This is a genomic window from Corynebacterium tuberculostearicum, assembly GCF_046097465.1.
Classification (GTDB): domain Bacteria; phylum Actinomycetota; class Actinomycetes; order Mycobacteriales; family Mycobacteriaceae; genus Corynebacterium; species Corynebacterium tuberculostearicum_I.
In genome coordinates, this window is sequence record NZ_CP175799.1 from 1,137,862 (window position 1) to 1,162,581 (window position 24,720).

The window sequence follows — 24,720 nt, forward strand, 5'->3', positions numbered from 1 at the left end:
CGCTAGGCCCCGAGGTGGGCCGTGACGATGTCATCGATAAGCCGCGCCGCTGCCTTGGCGGTGCGGTTATCTATGTCAAAGGTGGGGTTGAGCTCGACGACGTCCACCAGGGCTAGCTTGCCCGTTCGCGCAATAGCCACGGCCATGGCGCGGATGCGCTCGTAGCTGACGCCTAGCGACGCCGGGGCGGATACGCCCGGCGCGGTGGATGCCGGCAGGACGTCGAGGTCGATGGATAGGTGGACCTTGTCCTTGCCCTCGGTGGCTTGGGCGGCAAGCTCGCCGCATTCGGCCGGGGAGAGGTTGACCAGCTCTTCGTCAAGGGTGATGGCTACGCCGAGGGACTCGGCTTCGTCGAAAAGCACTGCGGTGTTATTGGGGCGGGAGATGCCCAGCACGGTGTAGTCGAAGTCATCGGTGAGCTCCGAAATCTGCTTGAACGGGGTGCCGGAGGTGGCTTGATCGGCGCGGCGCAGATCGAAGTGGGCGTCTAGGTTGATGATCTTGGTGGCGCCCACCGCGCGGTAGAGGCCGCGGTGTGAGCCGAAGGCGGTCTCGTGACCGCCGCCCAGAATGATGGGGAGAGTGCCGGCTTCGACGAGCTCCTGCACCTTATCGGAGAGCGCATCGTGGGCGCCTTCGAGGTCGTCGGCCTGGGTGGTGATCGTGCCGGCGTCGGCAAGCGCATGCGCATGGTGCACTGCCAAGGAACCCAGCGCGGAACGCAGCGCGGCCGGGCCTGCGGCTGCACCCTGGCGGCCGCCATTGCGCAGCACGCCCTCATCGGAGGCAAAGCCCACCAGGGTTACCGGGGCGGGGGAGTCGGTGGACTGATTGATAACGCTATGCCAACGGGCATGTTCTGGTCCCGGGCCATCGGAGCGGCCGGACCATTCGGGGGCGAGGGTGAAAAGTTCAGCTTTTTCAGTGTTCATGGTTTTCGATGTTAGGCGGAAACGACGAGTTCTTCTGGCTCTTCGGTGGGTTCATCCTCATGTGTTACTTCGTGCCGGTTGGTGAGGAAATAAACCGCCGTCATAATGGCGATGAAGGCCACACCCACAACGAGGGAAATGCGGTATTCCTCTTGCCAGACCATGATGCCGAAGGTCATGAGGATAAATGCGATGGACAGGTACTGACCATAGGGCCAGAAGGGAACTTTGTATTTGAGGTTCGCTACGTCTTGTGTGCTCATTCCGCGCCGAGAGTATAGGTGAGCGAGCAGAATCATAAGCCAGACAAACACGGTGGCGAAGGTAGCTAACGAGGCGATGACCTCGAAGACATTCTCCGGCAGGAGGGCATTGAGGATAGTGCCAATGATCATGGTGGCGATGAGGATGATGGTGGTCATTACGGGTACGCCACGCACTACCTTGGACATGAACTTAGGGGCGTGCTTTTGGTGGGCAAGGCCAGTGATGACGCGTCCTGCACCGAAGAGGTCGGCGTTGATGGCCGATAAAGCGGCGGTAATGACCACGAAGTTGAGCAAACCTGCGGCCCAGGAAACGCCAAGGGTATTAAAGATTTGGACGAAGGGGGACTGCTCGCCGGTGATGTCGCGCCATGGGGTGATCATGAGAATGACGGCGATGGCAAGGACATAGAAAAGCAGGATGCGCATGGGCACCGTATTGATTGCTTTGGGGACGGATTTTTCTGGGTGCTGGGCGGCGCTGCCGGCAACACCGATGATTTCGGTGCCGCCAAAGGCAAAGAGGACGAGGATGAAAGAAGCGATCATGCCCGTGGGGCCGTTGGGGAAGAAGCCGCCGTCGTTGACGAGGTTGACGGGGCCGGTGGTGTGGGCATCAGAAAGCCCAAAGGCTAATACCGCAAGGCCGCCGGCAATCATGGCGAGTACGGCGCCGACCTTGATGATGGTAAAGGCAAATTCTAGTTCACCGAAGGCCTTGACGGTGGCGAGGTTTGCGCCGCCCACGATGAGCAAGGTGGCTGCAACCCAAACCCACTGCGAGACGTCTGGGAACCAAAAGCGCATATAAACGCCGATGGCGGTGAGGTCCGCAAGCGCTACGATGACCATCTCAAAGGCGAACATCCAGCCGGTGATGTATCCGGCCCATCCGCCCATGAACATGCGGGCGTAGCCGGCGAAGGAGCCGGTGATGGGGTGGCGAACGGCCATTTCGCCTAGGGCGCGGAGCATGAAATACACCACCGCGCCGGCGAGGAGATAGACGACGAGGACAGAGGGGCCGGCGGCTTGGATGGCGCCGGCTGAACCATAAAACAGTCCGGTGCCGATCGCGGATCCGAGGGCGATGAAGTGCAGGTGCCTGTGTTTAAGGCCGTGTTGGGACATGGCATCTCCTAGCGTATGAAAGGTTTTATGTAGTCTAAGTCTCCATTTGTTAAAAGTGTGGTCTGCAGCATATTTACTTGTCTGGAATTTCAGACTTGGGGTCGTGTGCTGCACTGATAACCGCCGCCATGGTGTTTAAAATTGCCCTCCGTGAGTACCAACAGAGTCCCTGCGGCGCGTCATGCGATGGAGATTCTCAAGCTGTTATCCACCATCGACGTCCCTATATCCGCCGCCCGCATCCAAGGTGAGCTCAACCTGCCGCGCTCATCTACGTACCACCTGCTGGCGGAGATGGTTGATGCTGGTTTTGTAGCCCATTTGCCGGAACACAAGACGTATGGACTGGGCCTGGCGGCGTATTCCATGGCTTCGGCCTATGTAACGCAGCAGCCCTTGGTGCGCATGTCCACTCGGGATTTGGAACAGTGTGCGGCGCTGGTGGGTGGATCGGGGCACCTGTCACGTATGGCAGGCTCGGAAATCTTGTATTTGCAAGAGGTGCGTGCGGTGGGTGCTACCTCCTTGGTCACTGAGGTGGGTGTGCGCCTGCAGGCACATAAAACGGCGTCCGGGCGCGTGATGCTGGCGCATCTGCCTGATGCGGAGGTGCGCGCCGCCTTTGATACTGCGGGAGGTAGCGGCTTTGCTGCATTGAAAAAGCGCTTGAGTTTGGTGGCTGCACGCGGGTGGGATCAAGAGATCGAAGAGATTACTCGCGGTCAGTCCTCTGTAGCGGCGCCCATCCTGGATCACTTGGACCGCCCTGCAGCGGCGGTGGCGGTGACGTATCCGGTTGGGACGCCGGATGTGAAGGTGGACGCCGCTATTCGGGCCTTGCTAGAGGTATCGGACAAGGTCGCGGCCAAAATGTACCGCAATCGCAAAAAGTGAGGTAGCATACATTCATCGCGTTAGGCTGTCGCGCGACACATCACAATTGTTGATCCCTTATTTAGAGGAGTATTTGCCATGCCTAACGCCTACCCAACCACCGTGACCGTAAACGTCGGCGCGCTGAGCATCGAGGATGTTGTTGCCGTTGCCCGCTATGGCGCGCAGGTGGAGATTGCGCCTGAAGCCCTAGAAGAGGTAGCCGCTACCCGCGAGCGCGTGGAAGAACTAGCGCAAGATCCCACCCCGGTCTACGGCATTTCCACCGGCTTTGGCGCGCTTGCTCGCCGCCATATCCCAGAGGAGATGCGCGCCCAGCTGCAGCTTTCCCTGGTGCGTTCGCACGCTGCGGGTACCGGCCCGGAAGTGGAAGAAGAAGTCATCCGCGCACTGATGCTGCTGCGCCTGTCCACCTTGTGCACTGGCCGCACCGGCGTGCGCCCCGTGGTGGTAGAAACCTATGCCAAGGCGCTGAACGCTGGCATCGTTCCGGTGGTGCGCGAGTATGGCTCGCTGGGCTGCTCCGGTGACTTGGCGCCGCTGGCTCACTGCGCGCTGGCGCTGCTGGGTGAGGGCGAGGTGCGCGTCAACGGCGAGCTCAAGGACGCAGGCGACGCCCTGGCCGCGGCCGGCATCGAGCCGCTGCAGCTGCGTGAGAAGGAGGGACTCGCGCTTATTAACGGCACCGATGGCATGCTGGGGCAGCTCTGCTTGGCCATTACTGATCTGCGCGCGGCCGCAAAGACCGCCGATATTGCCACCGCCATGACCGTGGAAGGCCTGCTGGGTACCCTCGTGGTCTTCGCGGATGACCTGCAGCAGCTGCGCCCGCACCCAGGCCAGGCCGATGCCGCGGCGAATATCCTCCAGGTGGCAGAAGGCTCGGAGATCCTGGAGGCCGCGCTCGAGGAGTTCAAGAAGAACCAGGTGCAGGATGCGTACTCCGTGCGCTGCGCACCGCAGGTTGCCGGCGGGTTCCGCGATACCTTGGCCCACACCGCCCAGGTGGCCGAGCGCGAACTGGCCGCCGCCGTGGATAACCCGGTGGTGACCAAGGACGGCCGGGTAGTCTCCAATGGCAATTTCCACGGCGCGCCGGTGGCCTATGCGCTTGATTTCCTCGCCATCGTCACCGCGGACTTGGCGTCCATTTCCGAGCGCCGCACCGACCGCTTCCTGGATCCGGCGCGCAACCGCGGGTTGAATGCTTTCCTTGCAGATGACCCCGGTGTCGACTCCGGCCACATGATCGCGCAGTACGCCCAGGCTGGCATCGTCAGTGAGATGAAGCGCCTGGCTAACCCATCCTCGGCCGATTCCATTCCGTCTTCGGCCATGCAGGAAGACCATGTCTCCATGGGCTGGTCCGCAGCCCGCAAGCTGCGCAAGGCTGTCGACGGCCTGCAGCGCGTGCTCGCCGTAGAGATCCTCACCGCCGCCCGCGCCATCGACATGCGAGAGGGCACCCCGGCCAAGGGAACCGGCGCGGTGATTGAGAAGCTGCGTGAGACTGTGGAGGGCCCGGGCGTGGACCGCTACCTGTCCCCGGAAATCGAGGAGACTGTACGCCTAGTCAAGGAGGGCGCTCTTATCGACGCCGTCGAGGACGCTACTGGAAAGCTGCGCGGCTAAGGGCTTGGGCCATGGCCACCTGTCCGGCGTGGGTGGGGTGCATGGGGAAGGAATTAGTGTCCTTGCCCGTAAAATCCACCCACGGTGAGGGGGAGCAGGCGGTGTGGTCAGGGGCGGCGTCGGCAAGCACGTAGGTAGCCCCATTGCGCTCGGCGGCCTCGCGCACCGCCTGGTTGATGCGCTCGATGGAGCGAGCCAACCATTCCCGGTCACTGGCCGGGATTTTTTCTATGTAGGGGCAGGTCTCCCCGCGCTTTATCAGTGGAAGGTAGCCGGTGGCGAGGATTTTCGCATTAGGGGAGCGGCGGCGAATCTCCTCGTAAACCTTGTCGAGCCGGCGGGGTAGATCGCGGATTTCCAGGTCAATCTGCGCGCCGGATTCCGCCTGGCAGATATCGTCCGTGGCGCACTGGGTAAGGCGCACGAAGCTGGCGTCATTGCCGCCGATGGATAGGCTCACCAGGTCGGTGTCCTCGCGTAGGGCGTCCACCTGGGCGGGGTGCTCGCCGGCCGAGGAAAGTACGTCGAGGGTGCTAGCGCCCTGGCAGGCTACATTGGTGAGCTTCGCGTCCATTTCCTTGGCTGCAAGCTCGGGGTAGGAATCCTGAGCGCGCACGCAGGTATTGGGCGGATCGAGCGGCAGCGTGGTCGAGCCCATGGCCGCATAGGAATCCCCCAGCGCCACATAGTGGGGCGGCTGCGGTTCCTCGGCGGGGGTGGAACAAGCGGCGAGGAGGGCCACGGAAAAGAGGGGGATGAACCGACGCATGCAGGCCATCGTAGATCATTCCGCGGGTGTCTCATATACGAGACAGTTCGGGTTTGTGTGGCATGGTGCACAGAGCTGGGTCACAGTACCTTGTGACATGTGACGCTGAACAAGTCCTCGGGGACAGCCCCGGGACACCGGCCTAGGGGGCTTGGGAAGGCGTCGAACAAGCACGACGAAAGGAAGCCCATGTCTGAACCACGCGAAGTACGCGCGCCGCGCGGAACCGAACTGTCCGCCAAGTCCTGGCAGACCGAAGCGCCCCTGCGCATGCTCATGAATAACCTCGACCCCGAGGTTGCCGAGCGCCCCGAGGACCTCGTGGTCTATGGCGGCACCGGCCGCGCAGCACGCAGCTGGGAAGCCTTCGACGCCATCGTTGAATCCCTCAAGGACCTCGAGTCCGATGAGACCCTGCTGGTGCAGTCCGGCAAGCCAGTGGGCATCTGGAAGACCAACGAGTGGGCACCTCGCGTGCTCATCGCTAACTCCAACCTCGTGGGAGACTGGGCTAACTGGGAGCACTTCCGCAAGCTCGAGGACGAGGGCCTGATGATGTACGGCCAGATGACGGCCGGCTCCTGGATCTACATCGCCACCCAGGGCATCCTGCAGGGCACCTTCGAGACCTTTGCGGCCGTGGCGAAGAAGCGTTTTGGCGGCAGCCTGGCCGGCACCTTCACCCTGACCGGTGGCTGCGGCGGCATGGGCGGCGCACAGCCGCTGTCCGTCACCCTCAACGGCGGTGCCTGCCTCATCGTGGACGTGGACGAGACCCGCCTGAAGCGCCGCCAGCACAAGCGCTACCTGGATGAGGTTGTCACCGACCTCGACGAGGCCCTCAAGCTGGTCTTGGATGCCAAGGAAAACAAGAAGCCCCTGTCCGTCGGCCTCGTGGGCAATGCCGCCGAGGTCTTCCCGGAGATCCTGCGCCGCCAGCGCGCCGGGGAATTTACCGTAGACATCGTCACAGACCAGACCTCCGCACATGACCCGCTGTCCTACCTGCCTTCTGAAATCACCATGGAAGACTGGCACAACGAGGCCAAGGCAGACCCGACCACCTTTACCAAGAAGGCTCGCGAGTCCATGGCCGCCCAGGTCCAGGCCATGGTCGAGTTCCAGGATGAGGGCGCCGAGGTCTTCGACTACGGCAACTCCATCCGCGATGAGGCCCGCAAGGCCGGCTACCAGCGCGCCTTCGAGTTCCCGGGCTTCGTTCCGGCCTATATCCGCCCGCTCTTCTGCGAGGGCCTGGGCCCCTTCCGCTGGGCCGCGCTTTCCGGCGACCCAGAGGACATCAAGGTCACCGACCAAGCCCTCAAGGAACTCTTCCCGGACAACGAGCACCTGCACAACTGGCTCGACGCCGCCGAAGAATACGTCGAGTTTGAGGGCCTGCCGGCACGCATTTGCTGGCTGGGCTACAACGAGCGCCACAAGGCCGGCTTGCTCTTTAATGATCTGGTCCGCGAGGGCAAGATCAAGGCGCCGATCGTCATCGGCCGTGACCACCTGGATTCCGGTTCCGTGGCCTCCCCGTACCGCGAGACCGAGGCCATGCTCGATGGCACCGATGCCGTGGCTGACTGGCCGCTGCTCAACGCGATGACCGCCGTATCTTCCGGCGCTACCTGGGTTTCCCTCCACCACGGCGGAGGCGTGGGCATGGGCCGCTCCATCCACGCAGGCCAGGTCACCGTTGCAGACGGCACCGAGCTCGCCGCGGCCAAGCTGCGCGCGGTGCTGACCAATGACCCGGGCATGGGCGTTATCCGCCACGTCGATTCCGGCTACACTCGCGCGAAGGAGGTCGCCGACGAGCGCGGCGTCCGCATTCCGATGGAATTCAAGGCAAGGGACTAGATGAGCACACTTTTTACCGGCATTTCAGAACTCCGTACGGTCAGCGAGCGTGGCACGCTTAACGACGCCGCCATTATCGCCCAATCCGGCACCATCGCCTGGGTCGGCCCAGCCTCCGAGGCGCCGGCCGCCGACGAGAAGGTGGACCTGGGCGGCCGCGCCGTCCTGCCCGGCTGGGTAGATTCGCACACCCACATGGTCTTTGACGGTGACCGCTCCGCCGAATTCGAGGCCCGCATCTCCGGCGGTTCCTATGAGGCAGGCGGCATCGCCGTGACCATGGACGCTACCCGCCAGGCCGGCACCGACCGCCTGGACAAGCTGGTGGCGGACCGCGTGGCCGCCGGCCGCCGCGGTGGCACCACCACCTTCGAGACCAAGACGGGCTACGGCCTAAATACCGAGTCCGAGGTGGAGGCCGCCAAGGTCGCCTCCCGCCACGTCGATGACGTGACCTTCTTGGGCGCGCACCTGGTCCCGCCGGGAGCGGACGCGGAGGAGTACCTTGACGAGGTCGTTGGCCCCATGCTCGAGGGCGTTGCTCCCTACGTGCAGTGGATCGACGTCTTCTGTGAGCGCGGTGCCTTCAACGAGGAACAATCCCGCCGCGTGCTGGAGGCCGGTAAGAAGTGGGGCCTTGGCCTGCGCGTGCACGGCAACCAGCTGGGCGAGGGCCCAGGCGTTGCCCTTGCCGTCGAACTGGGCGCCGCCTCGGTAGACCACGTCAACCACTTGAGCGACGAGGACGTCGAGCTGCTGGCCAATTCCGATACCGTGGCCACCATGCTGCCGGCCTGTGACCTGTCGACTCGCGAGCCGCTCGCCCCAGGCCGCGCGCTTCTCGACGCCGGCGCCACCCTCGCCATCGCCTCCAACCTCAACCCCGGCACGTCCTATACCTCCTCGATGAACTACTGCGTGACCACCGCGGTCCTGCAGCAACACCTCTCCGTCGATGAGGCCATCCACGCCGCCACCACCGGCGGAGCGACCGCCCTGCGCCGCCACAACGTTGGCAACGGCCTCGACCCGCAGGGCCGCCCCGCGAAGGGCACCATCGTGGAGGGCGCCGCCGCGGACCTGCACGTGCTCGACGCACCCAGCGCCGTGCACTTGGCCTACCGCCCAGGCATGCCACTGAGCTACCGCACTTTCGTCGCGGGCGCTTAGGATATGGAGTTTGGGGCGGCAATCGCGTAGGGTTGGTGAAGCAATGAGCATTACCGATAACGCCACCGGCGGCGTCAACGAGCCGGAAGATTTTAATAAGTCGGAATCTCAGGACAACTCGCAAGGTGTCACCAAGGACACCAGGGCTGCGAATACTTCTGAGGACACCGGCGCTGAGTCCCAGGATTCAGCCAACGACAACTCCCAGGGGTTCGCGCATCTTGGCCTGCCAGAGAAAATTCTGGAGGCCGTTGCGAAAGTAGGCTTCACCAAGCCGTCCCCCATTCAGGAAGAAACCATCCCGATCTTGATGGAAGGCCGCGACGTTGTCGGCCTTGCCCAGACCGGTACCGGCAAGACCGCAGCCTTTGCGCTGCCGGTTCTGTCGCAGATTGACACCAAGGCCCGCCATCCGCAGGCCCTTGTGCTCGCTCCCACCCGCGAGCTGGCCCTGCAGGTGGCGGACTCCTTCCAATCCTTCGCCGAGTCCCTCAAGGGCGTCGAGGTGCTGCCTATCTACGGTGGCCAAGCCTATGGCATTCAGCTTTCCGGTCTGCGCCGCGGTGCGCAGGTTATCGTGGGCACCCCGGGTCGCGTCATCGACCACCTGGAGAAGGGCTCGCTGGACCTGTCCCAGCTGCAGTTCCTCGTCCTCGATGAGGCCGATGAGATGCTGAACATGGGCTTCCAAGAAGACGTCGAGCGCATCCTGGAGGACACCCCGGACCGCAAGCAGGTGGCGCTTTTCTCGGCCACCATGCCGAACGCTATCCGGCGCCTTTCTAAGCAGTACCTCGACAACCCCGCCGAGGTCACGGTGAAGTCCGAGCGCCGCACCAATGACAACATCACGCAGCGCTTCCTCCTCATTCCGCACCGCGCAAAGATGGATGCCTTCACCCGCATCCTCGAGGTCATCAATTACGACGCCATCATCGTCTTCTGCCGTACCAAGCACGAGACCGAAGAGGTGGCCGAGACCCTGCGTGACCGCGGTTTCAGCGCCGCCGCCATCAACGGCGATATTGCGCAGGCTCAGCGCGAGCGCACCGTCGATCAGCTCAAGGATGGCCGCCTAGACATCCTCGTGGCTACCGACGTTGCCGCCCGTGGCCTCGACGTCGAGCGCATCACGCACGTGGTCAACTTCGATATCCCGAACGATACCGAGTCCTACGTGCACCGCATCGGCCGCACCGGCCGCGCGGGCCGCTCCGGCGAAGCCATCCTGTTCGTCACCCCGCGCGAGCGCCGCATGCTGCGCTCCATCGAGCGCGTGACCAACGCCCGTCTGGAAGAGATGGACCTGCCGTCCGTCGATGAGGTCAATGAAAAGCGCAAGGAAAAGTTCGCGCAGTCCATTACCAACTCCATGGACAATAAGCAGGCGGACTTCTTCCGCACCTTGGTGCGCAAGTACTCCGAGGACAATAACGCGGCCATGGATGACATCGCTGCAGCCCTCGCCGTCATGCTGCAGGGTGGCAAGAACTTCCTGATGGAAGACAAGCCGCTTCCTAAGCCGAAGCGTGACCGCGACCGCCGCGACGATCGCAAGCGCGATTTCAAGGGCGGCGGCAAGGGCCGTGGCCCCAAGCGGCCGGACGGAGACTTTGAGACGTACCGACTGGACGTCGGCAAGCGGCAAAATGTGCGACCAGGAGCCATCGTCGGTGCTATTGCCAACGAGGGTGGCCTGTCTGCCAAGGACTTCGGCCGCATCACCATCGCGGTGGGCCACACCCTGGTTGACCTGCCAAAGAACCTCGACCCGGCAGTGCTGGACCGCCTGAAGGATACCCGCATTTCCGGCCAGCTGATCAAGATTCAAAAGGACACCGGCCGCCCGCCACGCCGTGATCACGGCGGCGGACGCAAGCGCGGTGGACGCTGGCGCGATTAGCATTTTCGACTCAATGGGCCTCTTCGGAGGCCCATTTTTTCGTGCCCTTTGACCTGCAGTTTTACTATAAACGGGGGTAGTGTGTCGGAAGGGGTTTGTATACTGAAAGCGAAAACATGTTCTAGAGAAACTTCTGCGGGGGAAGTCCATGAATGCGCCCTACTTTGCCAATACCAATCCAGCAAATTCCACCTCACAAGCAGCAACAGACATTCGCAAGGCCGAATACCTCCTCTGGAAGCGCCTACATCCAGACCCGGATGACGATATCGAAATAATTAGCCAATCACTGTCGGATCTCACCGGAACACGGCAGTCCCGAATTAGAAATATCATTTTCGCCTTTGAGCGATTGCAGGAGCTGCCGCGCCTTAAAGCCCGGCAGGAAGAGCACTATCACTTAGATTTAGACCGCTTAATTACCATCGACCAGACGCTGTCCAAGTTGGGCGAGATTGAGACCGAACAATGCGTGCTTATCGACGCCGAATTAACCACCTACCTCACCCCCAAACGCCCCAACCAAAAATTGCCGTCCCATCGCAACCTGCGGCGAAAGCTGCGGGAGCTCATTGTCCGTCTTGATCCCACCATCGCCGCACGCGATCCGCGGCGCAAGGAGTCCTATCACCTCGAGCCTACGGGCGGGGAGTGGGCCGCCGTGTGCCTCGACGTGGGCTTAGAGACTGCCGAAATCATCGACCGAAATATTCGCGGTGTGGCCACGGAGAAGGACATCTCCTTGGCTCAGGCTGCGGTCGAGTTGCTCACCGGTGAGGCCGAAGCCAAGGCGAAGGTGGTGCTCAATATGTACCGCTGCGATCTGCCGGATGCTCCCGCCTTCGTCCAAAGCTTGGGTTGGGTTTCGCCTGAGGTGGCCGATGAAATGCAATCGCGGGCCACGACCGTGCGCGACATGGAGAAGGCGGCAGATGATGAAAGCGGAAACTACGTCACGCCGCCGCATATCCGTGCCTTTGTGGAAGGGCTGGACGGCACTTGCCGGTGGCCCGGATGTACGCGGCCGGCGATGGCTTCCCAGATGGACCATAGGCATGACTTCGCTGACGGGGGACCTACTTCGGCGGCGAACTTGAGCTGCCTGTGTCAACATCACCACAACATCAAGACTGATGGACGGGCGTTTTATATCAAGGATCCAATTAGCGGGGACGTCGTCTGGCTCTTTGAAGATTCGACTTGGGTCTATGACGAAGCCAGCGGTCCGCTCGCGCCGAAGAATCGGAGGTGGGCGCAGACTGTGGCGCAGGCGACGCGGCGGCGTCGAGAAAATGCGCACGAAGATGCGCAAAAGCTGAAGGAAGAGCTAGAAAACGAGAAAAGGGACAGTGAAGACACTGTCCCAGAGGAGTAAATGGCTATTTAGAAGGCCACTTAGAAGTTGACGTACATCAGGATGAGGCAGATGATCCACAGGAGGTTGAATACGCCGCCGAATGCGGACAGCGGCTTCTTGGCTGCCGCGTAGTCGAAGGATTCAGTCGATTCGAGGGCGGCCATTGCCTTCTTTTGCTTTGGCAGAATGACGAAGAAGAGCAGGCACCATGCGACGATGGCAACCAAGATGGCGATGTGGAAATTCACTTCGGACTTGTAAGCGCTGATATCGGAAAGGAATACGCCGAGGCCGAGGATAGGCACGATGGCAGAGATGTAGCCGTAGGTATTGGTGATGTTGTGCAGGACGCGAGCGGAGCCGAGCGCCGCGTGGTCACCCTGTGCTGCCTTGGCCATTTGGGTCTGGAAGCTGGAGGTGGATACGCATACTGGGCCGATCAAGAGAATGGCTGCGGCCACGTGGAGGAATACAAGGAAAGAAGTCATTGAAAGAACCCTTCAATCGCGGAAAGTTGCCACGTCAACCCTAATCAACTTCCGGTGAGTACGGCTAACCGACATTGCCTTTGCATCACCCGCACGTCCTTGGAAGGCAGGGGAAGGGAGTACTTTCGGGCGATGTCGGCGAGGCGGCGGGAGTAGTCGCAGCGGTTGGCGGGAGGTAGCCATTCCGCGGGGAGGGCGTCTGACTTTTCTTGGTTGAGCTCACGGCTGGTAGCTACGAGATTGAGCGGGTCGTTGCCAAAGCGGACCTTGGTTTCGCGGTCCCACTCGGAAGCGCCAAGGTCATAGGCCGCGGAGAGGGGAAAGATGTGGTCGATCTCAATGGGAGAGGTAGCGGGAATGGTGGTGCCACTATAGGGGTCATAAAGAGTCCCGCTGCGGGCGTGGCAGGCGTGGAGGGGTTCGCTGGATTGGCTTTCTAGAATGACCTCGCGGGTGGTGCAGGCGCCGTGGGGCTGCCAGATGCCGAAGTCTTCACGGTTGTAGCCGGCGGCTTCGGGGCGGGAGGGGAGCGTGGTGACGTCAAAACGCGGAAAAGGCCACGCATACCATGCGCCGATGAGGATGGTGATGCATGATAGCGCGGCCAGGTAATAGGACTTCATGTCCTATTGGACTGCGAGGGGCCCGCGTTGGTTCCGATTACTTATCGGTGACCTTTTCTGCGGCTTCCTCAAAGTCGAGATTGGAGTTATTTTCCACGAGCTTGGCCAGCTTGGTGGCCTCTTCGAACTCGGTAACAACCTCCGGCTTTGGTTCCTTGGTGAGTTTGGTGACTACGACGGCCACGAGGAGGGCCAGGAAGAAGCCTGGGACCATCTCATAGAGGACGTCGGAAAGCGGGGACATGCCCCAGCCAATGGCCACGACGGCGCCGGTTACCATGCCAGCAATTGCGCCGGTGGAGTTGAAGCGCTTCCAGTACAGGGACAGCAGAACGATGGGGCCGAAGGCGGAACCGAAGCCAGCCCAGGCGAAGCCAACCAGGCCGAGGATGGAATCGGACGGGTTGATAGCCAGCAGAGCGGCGATGACCGCGATGGCCACGATGGCGGTGCGGGAGAGGTTGATGAGGACCTGCTCGCTGGGCTTCTTCTTAGCAAAGATGAGGAAGAGGTCCTCGATGAGGGAAGTAGAGACGACGAGCATCTGGGACGACATGGTGGACATGATGGCGGCCAGAACTGCGGTCAGGACGAAGCCTGCGGGCAGTGGGTGCATCATGGCCTGAGCCATATCCAGGAAGATGGTTTCGAAGTTGTCCTGGTCGGTGATGCTGTGGCCGGTCTGGGTGAAGTAAACGGTGCCAACGAGCGCGACGAAGATGGCGCCGATGACGGACAGGCCCATCCAGGTGACGCCGTAAAAGCGGCCCTGGCGGGCGTCGGAAGGCTTACGCAGCGCCATGAAGCGGACCACGATGTGTGGCTGGCCAAAGTAGCCCAGGCCCCAGGCCAGGTTGCCGATGATGACGCCAGCGGAAACACCGGCGAACATGGAGAAGTAGCTGTCATTTTCCACTATGCCATCGGTGCCGTAGGCATTATCGCTGGCGAAAGAGAAGATGGAGGCAGGATCGCTGAGAGAGACGATTGCCATAATTGGCACGATCATCAGGGCGACGAACATAAGCACGCCCTGGACGACGTCCGTGTAGGACACCGCTAAGAAGCCGCCGACGAAGGTGTAGAAGATGGTCACCGCGGCGATGACGAGCATGCCGGTGAGGTAGTCACCACCGAAGGTGGACTCGAAGTAGCGACCACCGGAGACCATGCCCGAGGAGACGTAGAAGGTAAAGAAGAAAATAATGATGGCTGCGGAGATGATGCGCAGCAGGCGGGACTTATCGTGCAGACGGTTTTCAAAGAAGGACGGCACGGTAATGGAGTTGGCCGCGATCTCTGAGTAAGAGCGCAGGCGCGGTGCGACCCACTTCCAGTTTGCCCAGCAGCCGACGAGCAGGCCGATGGCCATCCATAGCTCGGACATGCCGGAGAGGAAGAGCGCGCCAGGCAGGCCCATGAGCAGCCAGCCGGACATATCGGAAGCGCCTGCGGACAGTGCCGCTACGAATGGGTGCAGGCCACGGCCGCCCAAAACATAATCGTCATATTGATCGGTTTGTTTGTAGCTCCAATAGCCAATGGCTGCCATTGCGAGGAGATACACGATCATCGCAATGACGTACCAGGTTGAATCTTGCACGTTTTACTCCTTGTAGGTGTGTGATGACATTCTCACGTTAACGGGGTCACAAGGTTAACCCAAGCGAAAATACAGGTGTGGCGCAGATCTCCGTTTCGATTTTCTGTCGTTCAACTGGGAAAAGGGTGGAACATAACGAGCCTGTAACAAAACCAAAAGGGGCTGCTATGCTGGCGGCTATGGCTTCTTACCTCGTGCATGGACTGTGGCTCCCCGTTACGGGACTAGGTCTATGGATTGAACAGGTAGAAGGGCACAAGATCGTCATGCCCAATGCCGTTCCTGAGGGCACCTTCCCGCCAGCGGTGGAGTCCATCCTGGCGAAGAAATCCTTCCGCAACCGAGCGCGGGTATCGCTGCGCACGCCCAAGGGCAAGGATGTCTCCCTAATGGTGCCCATGGCGATGTTCGGACCCGAAGAGGCCGTGGCGGCGCTTGCCCAAATGGAGCACCTGAACCACAAGCCGCCGGCCACCATTGCGCCCGACCTCCAGTGGCTGATCCATGCCTACAGCGGGCTGTGCAAGTTCGTGCGCGCCGGCCGCGTGACCTTCCGGCTGGCTTACCAGGCCAATGAGTGGTTCCCCATGTGGCAGCTGGCCTCCGGCTTGGGCGAGCGCGGCTGGCTCGCGGAGATGATGGCGGCCGCGCCGGGCATCTTGCACGTGAATAACCGGGCACTCTCAGATGACATGGCCGATGAGCTCACCCACTGGATTGCCTTCCGCGAGCTGCGGCCCGTGGCGGAGGCGCCGCGGCCGATGCCATGGCACGAGTTTGCCCGCGCCCTTCTCGATACGCGGCCGATCCGGCGAGGGCGCTCGCAGCTGCTGCGCGGGCTCAATGAGTGGAAGAACTCCATCTACGAGGTAGAGCTCCAGCTGGTCTACATCGTGGAGGAACCGCTAGACGAAGACCCGGATGCGGCCAAGTGGCCAGTGCGCGTGCGGGTGCGCTCCGGTACGGATTCTCCGCGGCCGGTGTCGGCGCAGAGTTTGGATAGGGCGAGTGTGGAAAAGCTGCGCGAGGCTCACCGCAAAGCCGTGCGCATCGCACCCACGCTGGGGGAGAGCGCGCAGCTGCCGCAGCCTGGCGACGGCGACTGGGACGTCTACCTGGAGACCCACCAGCTTACGCATTTTATTACCCACGAGGTGGATAAGCTCAAGGCCAGCGGCGTGACCGTCATGTTGCCCAAGGCGTGGGCGCAGATGGAGACCAAGGCCAAGTTGGAAACCCACGAGGCTCGCGATCCGGCCGAGGCCGCCACGAAGAAGCACATCGGCATGAATAAGCTGGTGGACTATAACTGGCGCATGTCCGTGGGCGATGTGGAGCTGACCGAGGAAGAGATGGAGGACCTGGTCAATTCCAAGTCCGGCCTTATCCAGCTGCGCGGCAAGTGGGTCATGGCCGATAAGCAGGTCGTCTCCCAAGTTTCCGGCTACATGGACGCGCTGCGGGATAAGGCTATAGCGCGCAAGAAGAAGGAGATCGAGCAGCTAGCAGCCTCCGCGGAGATGGCCAAGCAGCTCGACGAGCCGGGTTGGCAAGCCCTGATGGCGGACGTGGAGCGCCGCCGCCAAGAATTCAACGAGGGCGGCGAGGAGCACGAACAGGTCACCGTGGCCGAGCTGCGCGAGCTGGCGCTAGAGTCCATGACCCAAGAGCCCATCGAGTTCACCGGCAGCACCTGGCACACGGCGCTACTCGGCGGGGTGGACAAGGTTGCCCCAGAGCGCGTGGAGATTCCCGCCTCCGTCCATGCGGAGCTGCGCGAGTACCAGCGCCGCGGCGTCGACTGGCTGTATTGGATGTCGCGCAGTGGCATTGGAGCAGTGCTTGCCGACGACATGGGGCTCGGCAAAACCCTCCAACTACTGTCCCTCCTCGCGGTGGAGAAGGACCGCGGGGAGCAGACCGGCCCCACCCTCGTGGTGGCACCAACGTCTGTGGTGGGCAACTGGGCCCGCGAGGCCCAGCGCTTCGTCCCAGACTTCAAAGTCATGGTGCAGCACGGCCCCAGCCGCCCGCGCGGGGAGGACTTTTTAAAGGAGGCCAGCGAGTGTGACCTCGTCATCACCACCTACGGCACCGTGGGCCGCGATTTTAAGGACATGGGCGAAGTCGGCTGGCAGCGCGTCGTCCTCGACGAGGCCCAGGCGATTAAGAATTCCGCGACGCGCTCGTCCAAGGCCGTGCGCTCGCTGCCCTCGGAACACCGCGTGGCGCTGACCGGTACCCCGGTGGAAAATCGCCTCTCTGAGATGCGCTCCATCCTGGATTTCTGCAACCCCGGCGTGCTGGGCACCGCCTCGTTCTTCCGCAATCACTTTGCCAAGGCCATCGAGCGCAATAATGACGAGGAAATGTCCGAGCGCCTGCGCCAGCTCACCGCGCCGTTTATCCTCCGCCGCGTGAAGACGGACCCGAATATTATCGATGATCTGCCAGAGAAGTCCGAGCAAATCCTTACCGTGTCCATGACCACCGAGCAGGCCGCCCTATATAAGGCACTGGTCAACCAGGTGAAAAAGGACCTGCAGGAGGCGACGGGCATTAATAAGCGCGGTTTGGTCCTGGCTTCCCTGACCCGCATTAAGCAGATTTGTAATCACCCCGCGCACTACCTGGGCGATAACTCGCCGGTGACGCTGAAGGGCAAGCATCGCTCCGGCAAGGTCAAAGAGCTCATGCGCATCGTGGACGAGGCCACCGAATCCGGCGAGCGACTCCTCGTCTTTACCCAGTACAAGGCCTTTGGAGATATCCTGCAGCCCTATCTGAGTGACCAGCTGGGCCGCGATATCCCCTTCCTCCACGGCGGGGTAAGCAAGAATAAGCGCGACCAGATGGTGGAAGATTTCCAGTCCGAGGACGGACCGCCGGCGATGATCCTTTCGCTCAAAGCCGGCGGCACCGGTCTGAACCTGACGGCCGCATCTATCGTCGTGCACATGGACCGCTGGTGGAACCCCGCCGTGGAAAACCAGGCGACGGACCGTGCCTTCCGCATTGGCCAGCGCCGCAATGTGCAGGTGTATAAGATGATCACCGCAGGTACGCTGGAGGAATCCATCCAGGATATCTTGGACGGTAAGACGCAGCTGGCCGGCGCCGTGGTAGGCGAAGGCGAGGGCTGGCTCACGGAGCTAGACCCTGATCAGCTGGCCGCACTCATGAGCTACCGGGGGAGGGAGTAATCCATGGCCGTCAAAGGCGACGACAACGTCATCTATGCCAACTTTGGCACCCGCAAACGAGTAAGCACCCCGGCCGAGGTCAATCACGTAGACCGCAGCGGGCGCATCCTGTCCACTACGGCCTCGCGGATTGCGGCCTTTACCTCGCATGGTGCGGACCGCGGCAGGATTACCCGGGGCCGCCAGTATGCCGAGGGCGGCCACGTCGTGGGCCTCGAGGTGCGCAACGGCGCCATCCACGGGCGCGTGGCCGGCTCCCAGAACGAGCCCTTTGCGGTGCTCATCCAGCTGCCGTACCGCAATAACGACGATATTGCCCAGCTGGCCACCGAGTTCGCCCGCACCCCCAATTCCGTGGCCAATGCGCGCAAGGGCCTGCTTTCCGACGCCGCCCTAGACACCCTCTTCGCCCCCGAGGCCGAAGACCTCCGCCTGACCTGCGACTGCCCAGATGGCGAGTACGTGTGCAAGCACATCGTGGCGGTAGGCGATAAGCTCGCCACCCGCGCTGATGCGGACCCGGCCGTCATTTTTAATATGCGTGGTCTGGACTTTGCCCGGCTGGAGCGCATGGTCTTAGAGCAGGCCAAGACGGTCAGCCGCGAAAGCTTTACCCCGAGCGACCTGTCCGAGGAAGAAAAGAATGAGATCTTCTGGAACGGCCGCGAGCTGCCGAAGCTGCCGCAGCCCAAGGTAGCCCCAGCCATCGATGACTCCGATCCGGACCTGTTGCGCAAGGCCATGCGCTCGGTTTCACACACCAATCTGGATCTCCTGCGCGCGGTATCCGATATTGAAGACCTCTACTATCACCTCTCGCACTAATGACTGCTACCACGTTTATCCATACCTCCGATTTTCAGCTGGGCATGACCCGGTGGTTCTTGAAGGGCGAGGCCCAAGGCCGCTTTAATGATGACCGCGAGGCCGCCATCGTCCGGCTGGGAGAGCTGGCTCAGGACACAGGCGCGGACTTCATAGTCGTGGCCGGCGACGTCTTCGAGCATAATGCCCTCTCGCGCGACATCCTCGCCCGCGCCACGGAGATGTTCAAGCGCCTTCCGGTGCCGGTCTATGTCCTGCCCGGCAACCACGACCCGCTGGTGGCGGATTCGGTCTTTTATAAGGCCAGCGCGGACAATGTCCACGTCATAGCAGACTCGGAGCCCATCGAGGTCGCACCCGGCGTGGAACTGGTTGGCGCGCCGTACCTTTCCAAGCGCGCGAACCATGACTTGGTCCGCCAAGCACTCGAGCCGTTAGAGCCGGCCGCGGGCATCCGCATCGCCGTCGGCCACGGCCAGGTGGACTCCCGCTCCGGCGAAGATGACGCCGATACCATCGACCTTGCCTTCGTCGAGGACTGCCTGGACCGCGGGGTCATCGACTACCTCGCCCTCGGTGATACCCACTCCACCGCGAGCCTTGGAACGACCGGACGGGTGTGGTTCTCCGGTAGCCCGGAGACCACGGACTATAAGGAAACGAGCACCGGCGGCGGCGAATCGGATTCCGGCAATGCGTTGGTGGTGCGCGTGGGGGATAAGGTGGACGTCGACAAGCGCTGCATCGGCCGCTGGACCTTTGAAGCCCTCGATGCCGCCGTGGATTCTGCCGAGGACGTGGAGCGCTTCCTCGCGCGCTTAGGCGAGTATCCCGATAAGGTGCGCACGGCCGTGAAATATAGCCTGCGCGGCACGCTCGGCGTCGAGGCCCACGCCCGTCTGCAGCGTGGCCTGGACGAGTACGAAGCCGTATTTGCCTCCCTGCGCCCGCGCGAGCGCACCATGGACCTTTACCTGGAACCCAGCGAGGAGGAATTAGCCAGCCTCGATATCTCCGGCTACGCGGCCGAGGCCCTGCATGAACTGCTAGATAACCGCGAGGATCCCGTCGCCCGCGACGCCGCCAACCTGCTATTCCGCCTGGAGGGACAGTCCTAATGCGTATACACCGCCTGGAACTCACCAACGTCCGCGGCATTGAGCACCTGGTCCTCGATGAGCTTCCCGAGACCGGCGTCGTGGTCATCCATGGCGAGAACGAGGCCGGCAAGTCCACCATCGTGGAGGCGCTCGACGTGGTGCTCACCGAAAAGCACAGCGGCCGCTCCAAGCGCATTCGCTCCCTGCAGCCGGTGGGCAAGGACGTTGCCCCGGAAGTTACGGCCGAGCTGAGCGTAGGGGAGTACCGCTTCCGCATTGCCAAGCGTTGGCTATCTAAGAAGTCGTGCGAGCTTAATATCACCGCACCACGGCCAGCGCAATTTACCGGCAGCCAGGCCGACGATGAACTGGAGCGTATCCTTTCAGAGCACTTGGATCGCTCGCTTGTCGACGCCCTCTTTATGCGCCAAGACGACACCGGCGAGGCCATCTCTGCCGTAGGCATTCCCAGCCTGACCCGCGCGCTCGAGCGCGAATCCGGCCTGGCCGAGGACGAGGTTTCCGGCGACGATTCCGCGCTGCTTGCCCGCGTGGACAAGGAGTATCAGCGCTACTTCACCGCGGCGAAGGGGAATCCGGCAGGCGAGTACAAGGAATCCGCCGCAGCCCTAGCGCGCGCCGAAGAAGAATACACTGAGGCCACTCGCGTGCTGCGTGAGCTCGACTCCGTGGTTGAACGCTACGAGCAACTCGAGCGCGACCAAGCCGCCGCTGAAGCAGAGCTCCCCGCTGCCCGCGCCGACCTCACCGACAAGCAGGCGCGGGCCGAGGAAGCCGCTACCGCGCAGGCCACCCTGGATTCCCATAAGGCCGCCCTCGCCCGTGCTTCAGAAGACCTTGCCCGTGCGCAAGCCGCTGTCACCGAGCGCGCCGGGCTCGTCACCGCGGCCGAGGAAGCTGCCTCGGCCACGGAGGCCGCCCAGCACAAACTCACCGCCGCACAAGACAAGGCAAAAGAAGAAACCGCGGCCAAAGAATCGCTGGAGAAGCAACTAGCGGAGGCCAAAGAGGACTACGCCGCGGCCCGCACTACTCTTAAACAGGCACGCCGACTGCAGGACAAGCAGAAGTTTGAGCAGCTCAGCGCCCGACTGGAATCACTTGACGGTCTAGCCGCCGAGGTAGACCAGGCCCGTGCAGCCATCGCTCAGCGCGGCCGCGAGGTCACCGCGGCCGATATCACCGGCCTGCACAAGGCAGATTCGGCTCTGTCGGTGGCCGAGCGCCTGCACGAGGCTGCCGCCGCCAAGGTCCATTTTTCCGGACCTGCTGGCTCCACCATCCGCGTCGATGGCGAGGACATCGAGGTGGGGGAGGACACCGCCGTCGAGCTTGTCGATTCCCGCGTAATCACCATCGGCGATATCACCGCCCGCTTCTCGGCCGGTTCCTATTCCGCGCAAGATACCCAGCGCGATGTGGAACAGGCGCGCATGCGGCTGCGGGATCTGCTCGATACCCTCGGCGTAGAATCTGTAGCTGCGGCCGAAGAAGCTCATGAGACGCACCGTGCGCAGAACGACGCCCTCGCCGCCGCCACCCGCGCCCTAGCTGCGGAACTGGGTCCGGATGATTTAGGCGAGCTGCGCGCCCAGCATACTGCGCTGGCTGAGAAGATCGCGGACCTTGCGGACGTGGAAGAGGTAGATGTCGCCGCCGCCGAAGCCGCGGAGGAAGAAGCTAGCGAAAAGGTCGATGCGCTCGACCGCGAACTCGTGCCGTACCGCGAAAGCAGGCTGGCCCATGAGGCTGTGCGCCTCGATGCCGAACTTGCCGCGGCCCGCGAAAACGCGCAGCGCGTGACTCGAGACCTTTCCTCCGCGCGCGAACGCGCGGCCGACGAGGACCTGCGTGCCGAGGTCGTTCGCCTGGAATCCGTAGTGGCGGACCTGCGCGGGCAGCTGGATCAGATGGAAGCCGTAGACCTTAACACCGCCAACTCCTTGGTGGAAGGCGCGCAGTCCCACCTGGATTACCTCACCGAACGCATCCAACGCTGCGAGGTAGACCTCGGCCGGCTATTTAGCGAGGTGAATTTCCACTCCGGTGCCGCCGAGCGCGCCCAACAGGCCACCGCGGCGGTGGAGATGGCTCGGGCGGTATATGAGAGTGTGGACAAGCGTGCGCAAGCCGCACGCTACCTGCGCGAACTTTTGCTCAAGCACCGCGACGCCGCCCGCCAGCGCTACGCCGCACCCTTCGTGGCTGCTCTCTCACAGCTAGCCCGCACCGTGTACGGCGGCGACATCACCTTCGATCTCGATGACGACCTCCGCGTGACCACCCGCACCCAGGACAATGAGACGGTGAGCCTAGCGAGCTTGTCCGGTGGCGCCCGCGAGCAGCTGGCCATCCTCACCCGCTTTGCCATCGCGCAATTGGTGGGGCCGGAGTCGGTTCCCGTTATTGTGGATGACGCGTTGGGCTCTACCGATGCACACCGCCTGCAACTTATGGCCACGCTCTTTTCCCACGTGGGCCGAGACAACCAGGTATTGGTCTTTACCTGCATGCCGGAGCGCTACTCCCGCGTGCCGGGACGCAGTGAGCGCGACATAGCCGCGCTCAAAGGGGTAATCTAGTGCCATGCCTTATCAAACTCGCTGGTTAGACGACGAAGAGCAGGAGCTATGGCGCCTGCTCCTTGGCGCCGTGCGCAAGATCGATAGGGGAATGGAGGAAACGCTCAAGGCCGGCGGCGAGGTATCTGCCTCCGAGTTCGCCGTCCTCGTTGCCCTGTCCGAGGCACCGGAACAACGCCTGCGCTTGCACGAGCTGTGCACTCAGCTGGAGTGGGACCGCTCCCGCGCCTCCCACCAAGTAACCAGGATGGAAAAGCGCGGCCTGCTCACCAAAGAACCGGACGAGGACGATGCTCGCGGCATCAACGTGTGCGTGACTCATGTTGGCCTAGAACACTTGCGGCGTGCCGCTCCTGAACACGTGGAATCCGTGCGCCGCATGGTCTTTGACCACCTGCAACCCGAGGACGTGCCCGCCCTTCGGCGCTTTTTTGCCGGAGTACTACAGGTCAAAAACATCCCGGGCTATGAAGGGTACGTGCCAGATTCGCTACTATACGGAAAGGATCAAGCTCCATGATGGGACAAGAGCTCTTTGAGCACCCGAAGAAGCAATATAAGACCTACGGGATCACCGCGTTGGAGGAGCTTAGCCCGCGAATCGGCGATCCAGAGGTGCACTTGGACGACGTCGCCAGCGAGGACCAGGTTGCCGCCATGGAGGAGGCACTAGAGGCCTATCCAGATTCCGCTCTCACCTATGACCAAGACACCGAGCTGTGGATCGTCGGCGCGGAAGAGGACATTGAGCGGATGCTCGGTGACCGCGAGTCCTTCGTAGAGGCGCTGCTCAATGATGAGGACCCAGGAATTTAATCGCCGATTTTCGGTGTCAATCAAAAGTGCGAGGAATGCGGCCTTCTGGGCGCTTAACTGTTAAGATATCCGTAGTTAATCCTCGGTGGATCGAAAGGTTTTATCATTATGAACGAGCGTGAGGCTCAGGAACAGCGCGAAGCAGCAGCCAGGGATAAGAGCAAGGGCTGGGTTTCCGTCTTCGTCCAGTGGATCCCGAACATGCTGCTGGCACTGGTAATGGTTGCTGCCATGTTCTTCGGTATGTACTACATCGAGCACGGCACCTTGGACATCACTCAGCCGATCACCAACGAGTTCATTACTCAGTAGCTTCGGCACATAGAAGAATCCGGCTCCCGCACCACGGCGGGAAGCCGGATTATTTTTTACTTGCCCAGCGCCTGACGCCAGGTCATCTTCCTGCCATTATTCAAAATGGCGCGGCGGTAGATGCGGCCAACAATGACGATAATAAGTGCCGTGACCAAGGCCATGAGCAGGTAGCTTGCGGCAAGTCCCAGCCAGCTGAGGTTGCCCCCGGCCACCTGCATAGGGGCGACCAGCATGGATACCGGCGGCAGCCAGGTCATGACCTGCATCCATGTGGCATCTAGGTGCATCCAGCCGAACATCGGTACATACATGGTGGCAAAGACGAGGAACAGGATAGGTGCCTGCGTGGATTGGAGATCCTCGGTGCGCTGCACCATCGAGCCGGCTGCAGCGTAGAGGCTGCCAAAGAAGAGCAGGCCGAGAATCTCGCCAACAAGGAGGACGGCTACCAAGCCGTAGTCCAGCTCGATGTCACTAGCCAATCCAGTCGTAGCAAGAGAGATAGCACCGCCGCCCAAAATGAGCAGCGTGGCTAGGAATCCAACGATGGTATTGCCCAGAATCTTGCCGGCCAAAAAGTCCACCGGACGCACGGAAGACAAGATAATTTCCACCACTCGGGACGACTTTTCCTCCGTGACACGGCCGCCAATGAGGCCGGCGAAGGTCATCACGGAAAAGACGACCACCATTGCGCCAATGAGGACCGTGGCTACGCCGGCCATCTTTTGTTCCGTGCCGTCCTCTTCTTCTAAGTTCACCTGATTGACCGTGGTCGAGGGGGTAGCCTTTTCTAACTCTTGTGGGTCAATATTGAGCGTATCCAGCGCAGTTGCTTGTGCTTGAGAAGCAACGATTTGGTTGACGGTGGTGGTCACGGACGCTGGGGCATCCCCCTTGCTCACGAGTTCCCAGCCGTCGTTCTCGGCCGGCACTAAGGCGGCATCGGCGTCTTCATTCTCTACCATCTGCTGGGCTTCCGCGCGGTCTTTCGCCGCGGTGGCATCGATGCCGGAATCATCAAAAGCAGACGCTTCCATCCCCACGACGGCTACGGAATCTGGTTCGTCATCGCCGCTGAAGAAATTGATAGCGATAGGGCCGATAATGGCACCGAGGATGAGTAGCAGCATGGTGCCCACCACCATCTTCGACTTCAGCGCGACCGCCATCTCACGCTTGGCTACAACCCCGATGGTCTTCATTGCGGAATACTGCATG

The 24,720-nt window shown here is 61.9% G+C and carries 20 protein-coding genes; 13 read left to right on the forward strand and 7 right to left on the reverse strand.

Annotated features, from left to right (window positions below; all coding sequences use genetic code 11):
- Window positions 1-2 precede the first annotated feature (2 nt).
- Together hutG and ACKFRX_RS05450 are read right to left on the reverse strand one after the other, a co-directional pair.
- On the reverse strand, window positions 3-935 hold the full coding sequence (gene hutG / locus ACKFRX_RS05445; protein ID WP_408928236.1) for a formimidoylglutamase: 933 nt from the start codon (window positions 933-935) through the stop codon (window positions 3-5).
- 11 nt (window positions 936-946) lie between these two features.
- Window positions 947-2,332 (reverse strand): amino acid permease, encoded by a 1,386-nt coding sequence (locus ACKFRX_RS05450; RefSeq protein ID WP_005323465.1) that lies wholly within the window; start codon window positions 2,330-2,332, stop codon window positions 947-949.
- A gap of 186 nt (window positions 2,333-2,518) precedes the next feature.
- On the opposite strand from ACKFRX_RS05450, the gene ACKFRX_RS05455 reads away from it, so the two are divergent.
- Window positions 2,519-3,226: an IclR family transcriptional regulator gene (locus ACKFRX_RS05455; RefSeq protein WP_408928270.1), complete on the forward strand. Its 708-nt coding sequence runs from the start codon at window positions 2,519-2,521 to the stop codon at window positions 3,224-3,226.
- A gap of 78 nt (window positions 3,227-3,304) precedes the next feature.
- Window positions 3,305-4,858, forward strand: a complete 1,554-nt coding sequence (gene hutH, locus ACKFRX_RS05460) for a histidine ammonia-lyase (RefSeq protein WP_250410295.1) — start codon at window positions 3,305-3,307, stop codon at window positions 4,856-4,858.
- On the opposite strand, the gene ACKFRX_RS05465 is transcribed toward hutH, so the two are convergent.
- Complete coding sequence (locus ACKFRX_RS05465; protein ID WP_408918981.1) at window positions 4,836-5,627, reverse strand: SGNH/GDSL hydrolase family protein; 792 nt, start codon at window positions 5,625-5,627, stop codon at window positions 4,836-4,838. The two genes, hutH and ACKFRX_RS05465, sit on opposite strands and share 23 nt — an antisense overlap.
- 189 nt (window positions 5,628-5,816) lie before the next feature.
- Here ACKFRX_RS05465 and hutU point away from each other — a divergent pair, with 189 nt between their 5' ends.
- The 4 genes from hutU to ACKFRX_RS05485 all read left to right on the forward strand — a co-directional run bounded on the left by hutU (window position 5,817) and on the right by ACKFRX_RS05485 (window position 11,941).
- Window positions 5,817-7,493 carry a urocanate hydratase gene (hutU, locus tag ACKFRX_RS05470; protein WP_408918980.1) on the forward strand — a complete coding sequence of 559 codons (1,677 nt, stop codon included), beginning with the start codon at window positions 5,817-5,819 and terminating at the stop codon, window positions 7,491-7,493.
- Window positions 7,494-8,663 (forward strand): imidazolonepropionase, encoded by a 1,170-nt coding sequence (hutI, locus tag ACKFRX_RS05475; RefSeq protein ID WP_316981023.1) that lies wholly within the window; start codon window positions 7,494-7,496, stop codon window positions 8,661-8,663.
- Between the two features lie 43 nt (window positions 8,664-8,706).
- Window positions 8,707-10,566 carry a DEAD/DEAH box helicase gene (locus ACKFRX_RS05480; RefSeq protein ID WP_250409338.1) on the forward strand — a complete coding sequence of 620 codons (1,860 nt, stop codon included), beginning with the start codon at window positions 8,707-8,709 and terminating at the stop codon, window positions 10,564-10,566.
- 148 nt (window positions 10,567-10,714) lie between these two features.
- Complete coding sequence (locus tag ACKFRX_RS05485) at window positions 10,715-11,941, forward strand: HNH endonuclease signature motif containing protein (protein WP_408918979.1); 1,227 nt, start codon at window positions 10,715-10,717, stop codon at window positions 11,939-11,941.
- A 20-nt stretch (window positions 11,942-11,961) separates the two neighbouring features.
- On the opposite strand, the gene ACKFRX_RS05490 is transcribed toward ACKFRX_RS05485, so the two are convergent.
- Genes ACKFRX_RS05490 through putP form a run of 3 tightly spaced genes read right to left on the reverse strand, consistent with a single transcriptional unit; the run spans window position 11,962 to window position 14,637 of the window.
- Entirely contained in the window at window positions 11,962-12,411 is a 450-nt protein-coding gene (locus ACKFRX_RS05490) for a DUF2269 domain-containing protein (RefSeq protein ID WP_179386348.1), read from the reverse strand.
- A 44-nt stretch (window positions 12,412-12,455) separates the two neighbouring features.
- Complete coding sequence (locus tag ACKFRX_RS05495) at window positions 12,456-13,034, reverse strand: HNH endonuclease family protein (RefSeq protein WP_408918978.1); 579 nt, start codon at window positions 13,032-13,034, stop codon at window positions 12,456-12,458.
- Between the two features lie 37 nt (window positions 13,035-13,071).
- Window positions 13,072-14,637, reverse strand: coding sequence for a sodium/proline symporter PutP (gene putP, locus ACKFRX_RS05500; protein ID WP_408918977.1), 1,566 nt, complete (start codon window positions 14,635-14,637; stop codon window positions 13,072-13,074).
- A gap of 167 nt (window positions 14,638-14,804) precedes the next feature.
- On the opposite strand from putP, the gene ACKFRX_RS05505 reads away from it, so the two are divergent.
- The 7 genes from ACKFRX_RS05505 (at window position 14,805) to ACKFRX_RS05535 (ending at window position 23,496) form a co-directional block, all read left to right on the forward strand.
- Complete coding sequence (locus tag ACKFRX_RS05505; protein ID WP_408928237.1) at window positions 14,805-17,840, forward strand: DEAD/DEAH box helicase; 3,036 nt, start codon at window positions 14,805-14,807, stop codon at window positions 17,838-17,840.
- 3 nt (window positions 17,841-17,843) lie between these two features.
- A complete protein-coding gene (locus ACKFRX_RS05510) occupies window positions 17,844-18,665 on the forward strand; it encodes an SWIM zinc finger family protein (RefSeq protein WP_408918975.1) in 822 nt (273 codons plus the stop codon).
- On the forward strand, window positions 18,665-19,783 hold the full coding sequence (locus tag ACKFRX_RS05515) for an exonuclease SbcCD subunit D (RefSeq protein WP_408918974.1): 1,119 nt from the start codon (window positions 18,665-18,667) through the stop codon (window positions 19,781-19,783). The genes ACKFRX_RS05510 and ACKFRX_RS05515 overlap by 1 nt, the downstream gene beginning before the upstream one ends.
- The gene (locus ACKFRX_RS05520; protein WP_408928238.1) at window positions 19,783-22,368 is read left to right on the forward strand and encodes an AAA family ATPase; all 2,586 of its coding nucleotides are present in this window, start codon (window positions 19,783-19,785) and stop codon (window positions 22,366-22,368) included. The genes ACKFRX_RS05515 and ACKFRX_RS05520 overlap by 1 nt, the downstream gene beginning before the upstream one ends.
- 4 nt (window positions 22,369-22,372) lie before the next feature.
- Window positions 22,373-22,888, forward strand: a complete 516-nt coding sequence (locus ACKFRX_RS05525) for a MarR family winged helix-turn-helix transcriptional regulator (RefSeq protein ID WP_408928239.1) — start codon at window positions 22,373-22,375, stop codon at window positions 22,886-22,888.
- A complete protein-coding gene (locus tag ACKFRX_RS05530) occupies window positions 22,885-23,184 on the forward strand; it encodes a molecular chaperone GrpE (RefSeq protein ID WP_316981031.1) in 300 nt (99 codons plus the stop codon). The genes ACKFRX_RS05525 and ACKFRX_RS05530 overlap by 4 nt, the downstream gene beginning before the upstream one ends.
- 108 nt (window positions 23,185-23,292) lie before the next feature.
- On the forward strand, window positions 23,293-23,496 hold the full coding sequence (locus tag ACKFRX_RS05535) for a hypothetical protein (protein WP_005323426.1): 204 nt from the start codon (window positions 23,293-23,295) through the stop codon (window positions 23,494-23,496).
- Between the two features lie 56 nt (window positions 23,497-23,552).
- Here the strand turns inward: ACKFRX_RS05535 and ACKFRX_RS05540 are convergent, their stop codons facing one another.
- Window positions 23,553-24,719, reverse strand: a complete 1,167-nt coding sequence (locus ACKFRX_RS05540) for an ABC transporter permease (protein ID WP_408928240.1) — start codon at window positions 24,717-24,719, stop codon at window positions 23,553-23,555.
- Window position 24,720 lies beyond the last annotated feature (1 nt).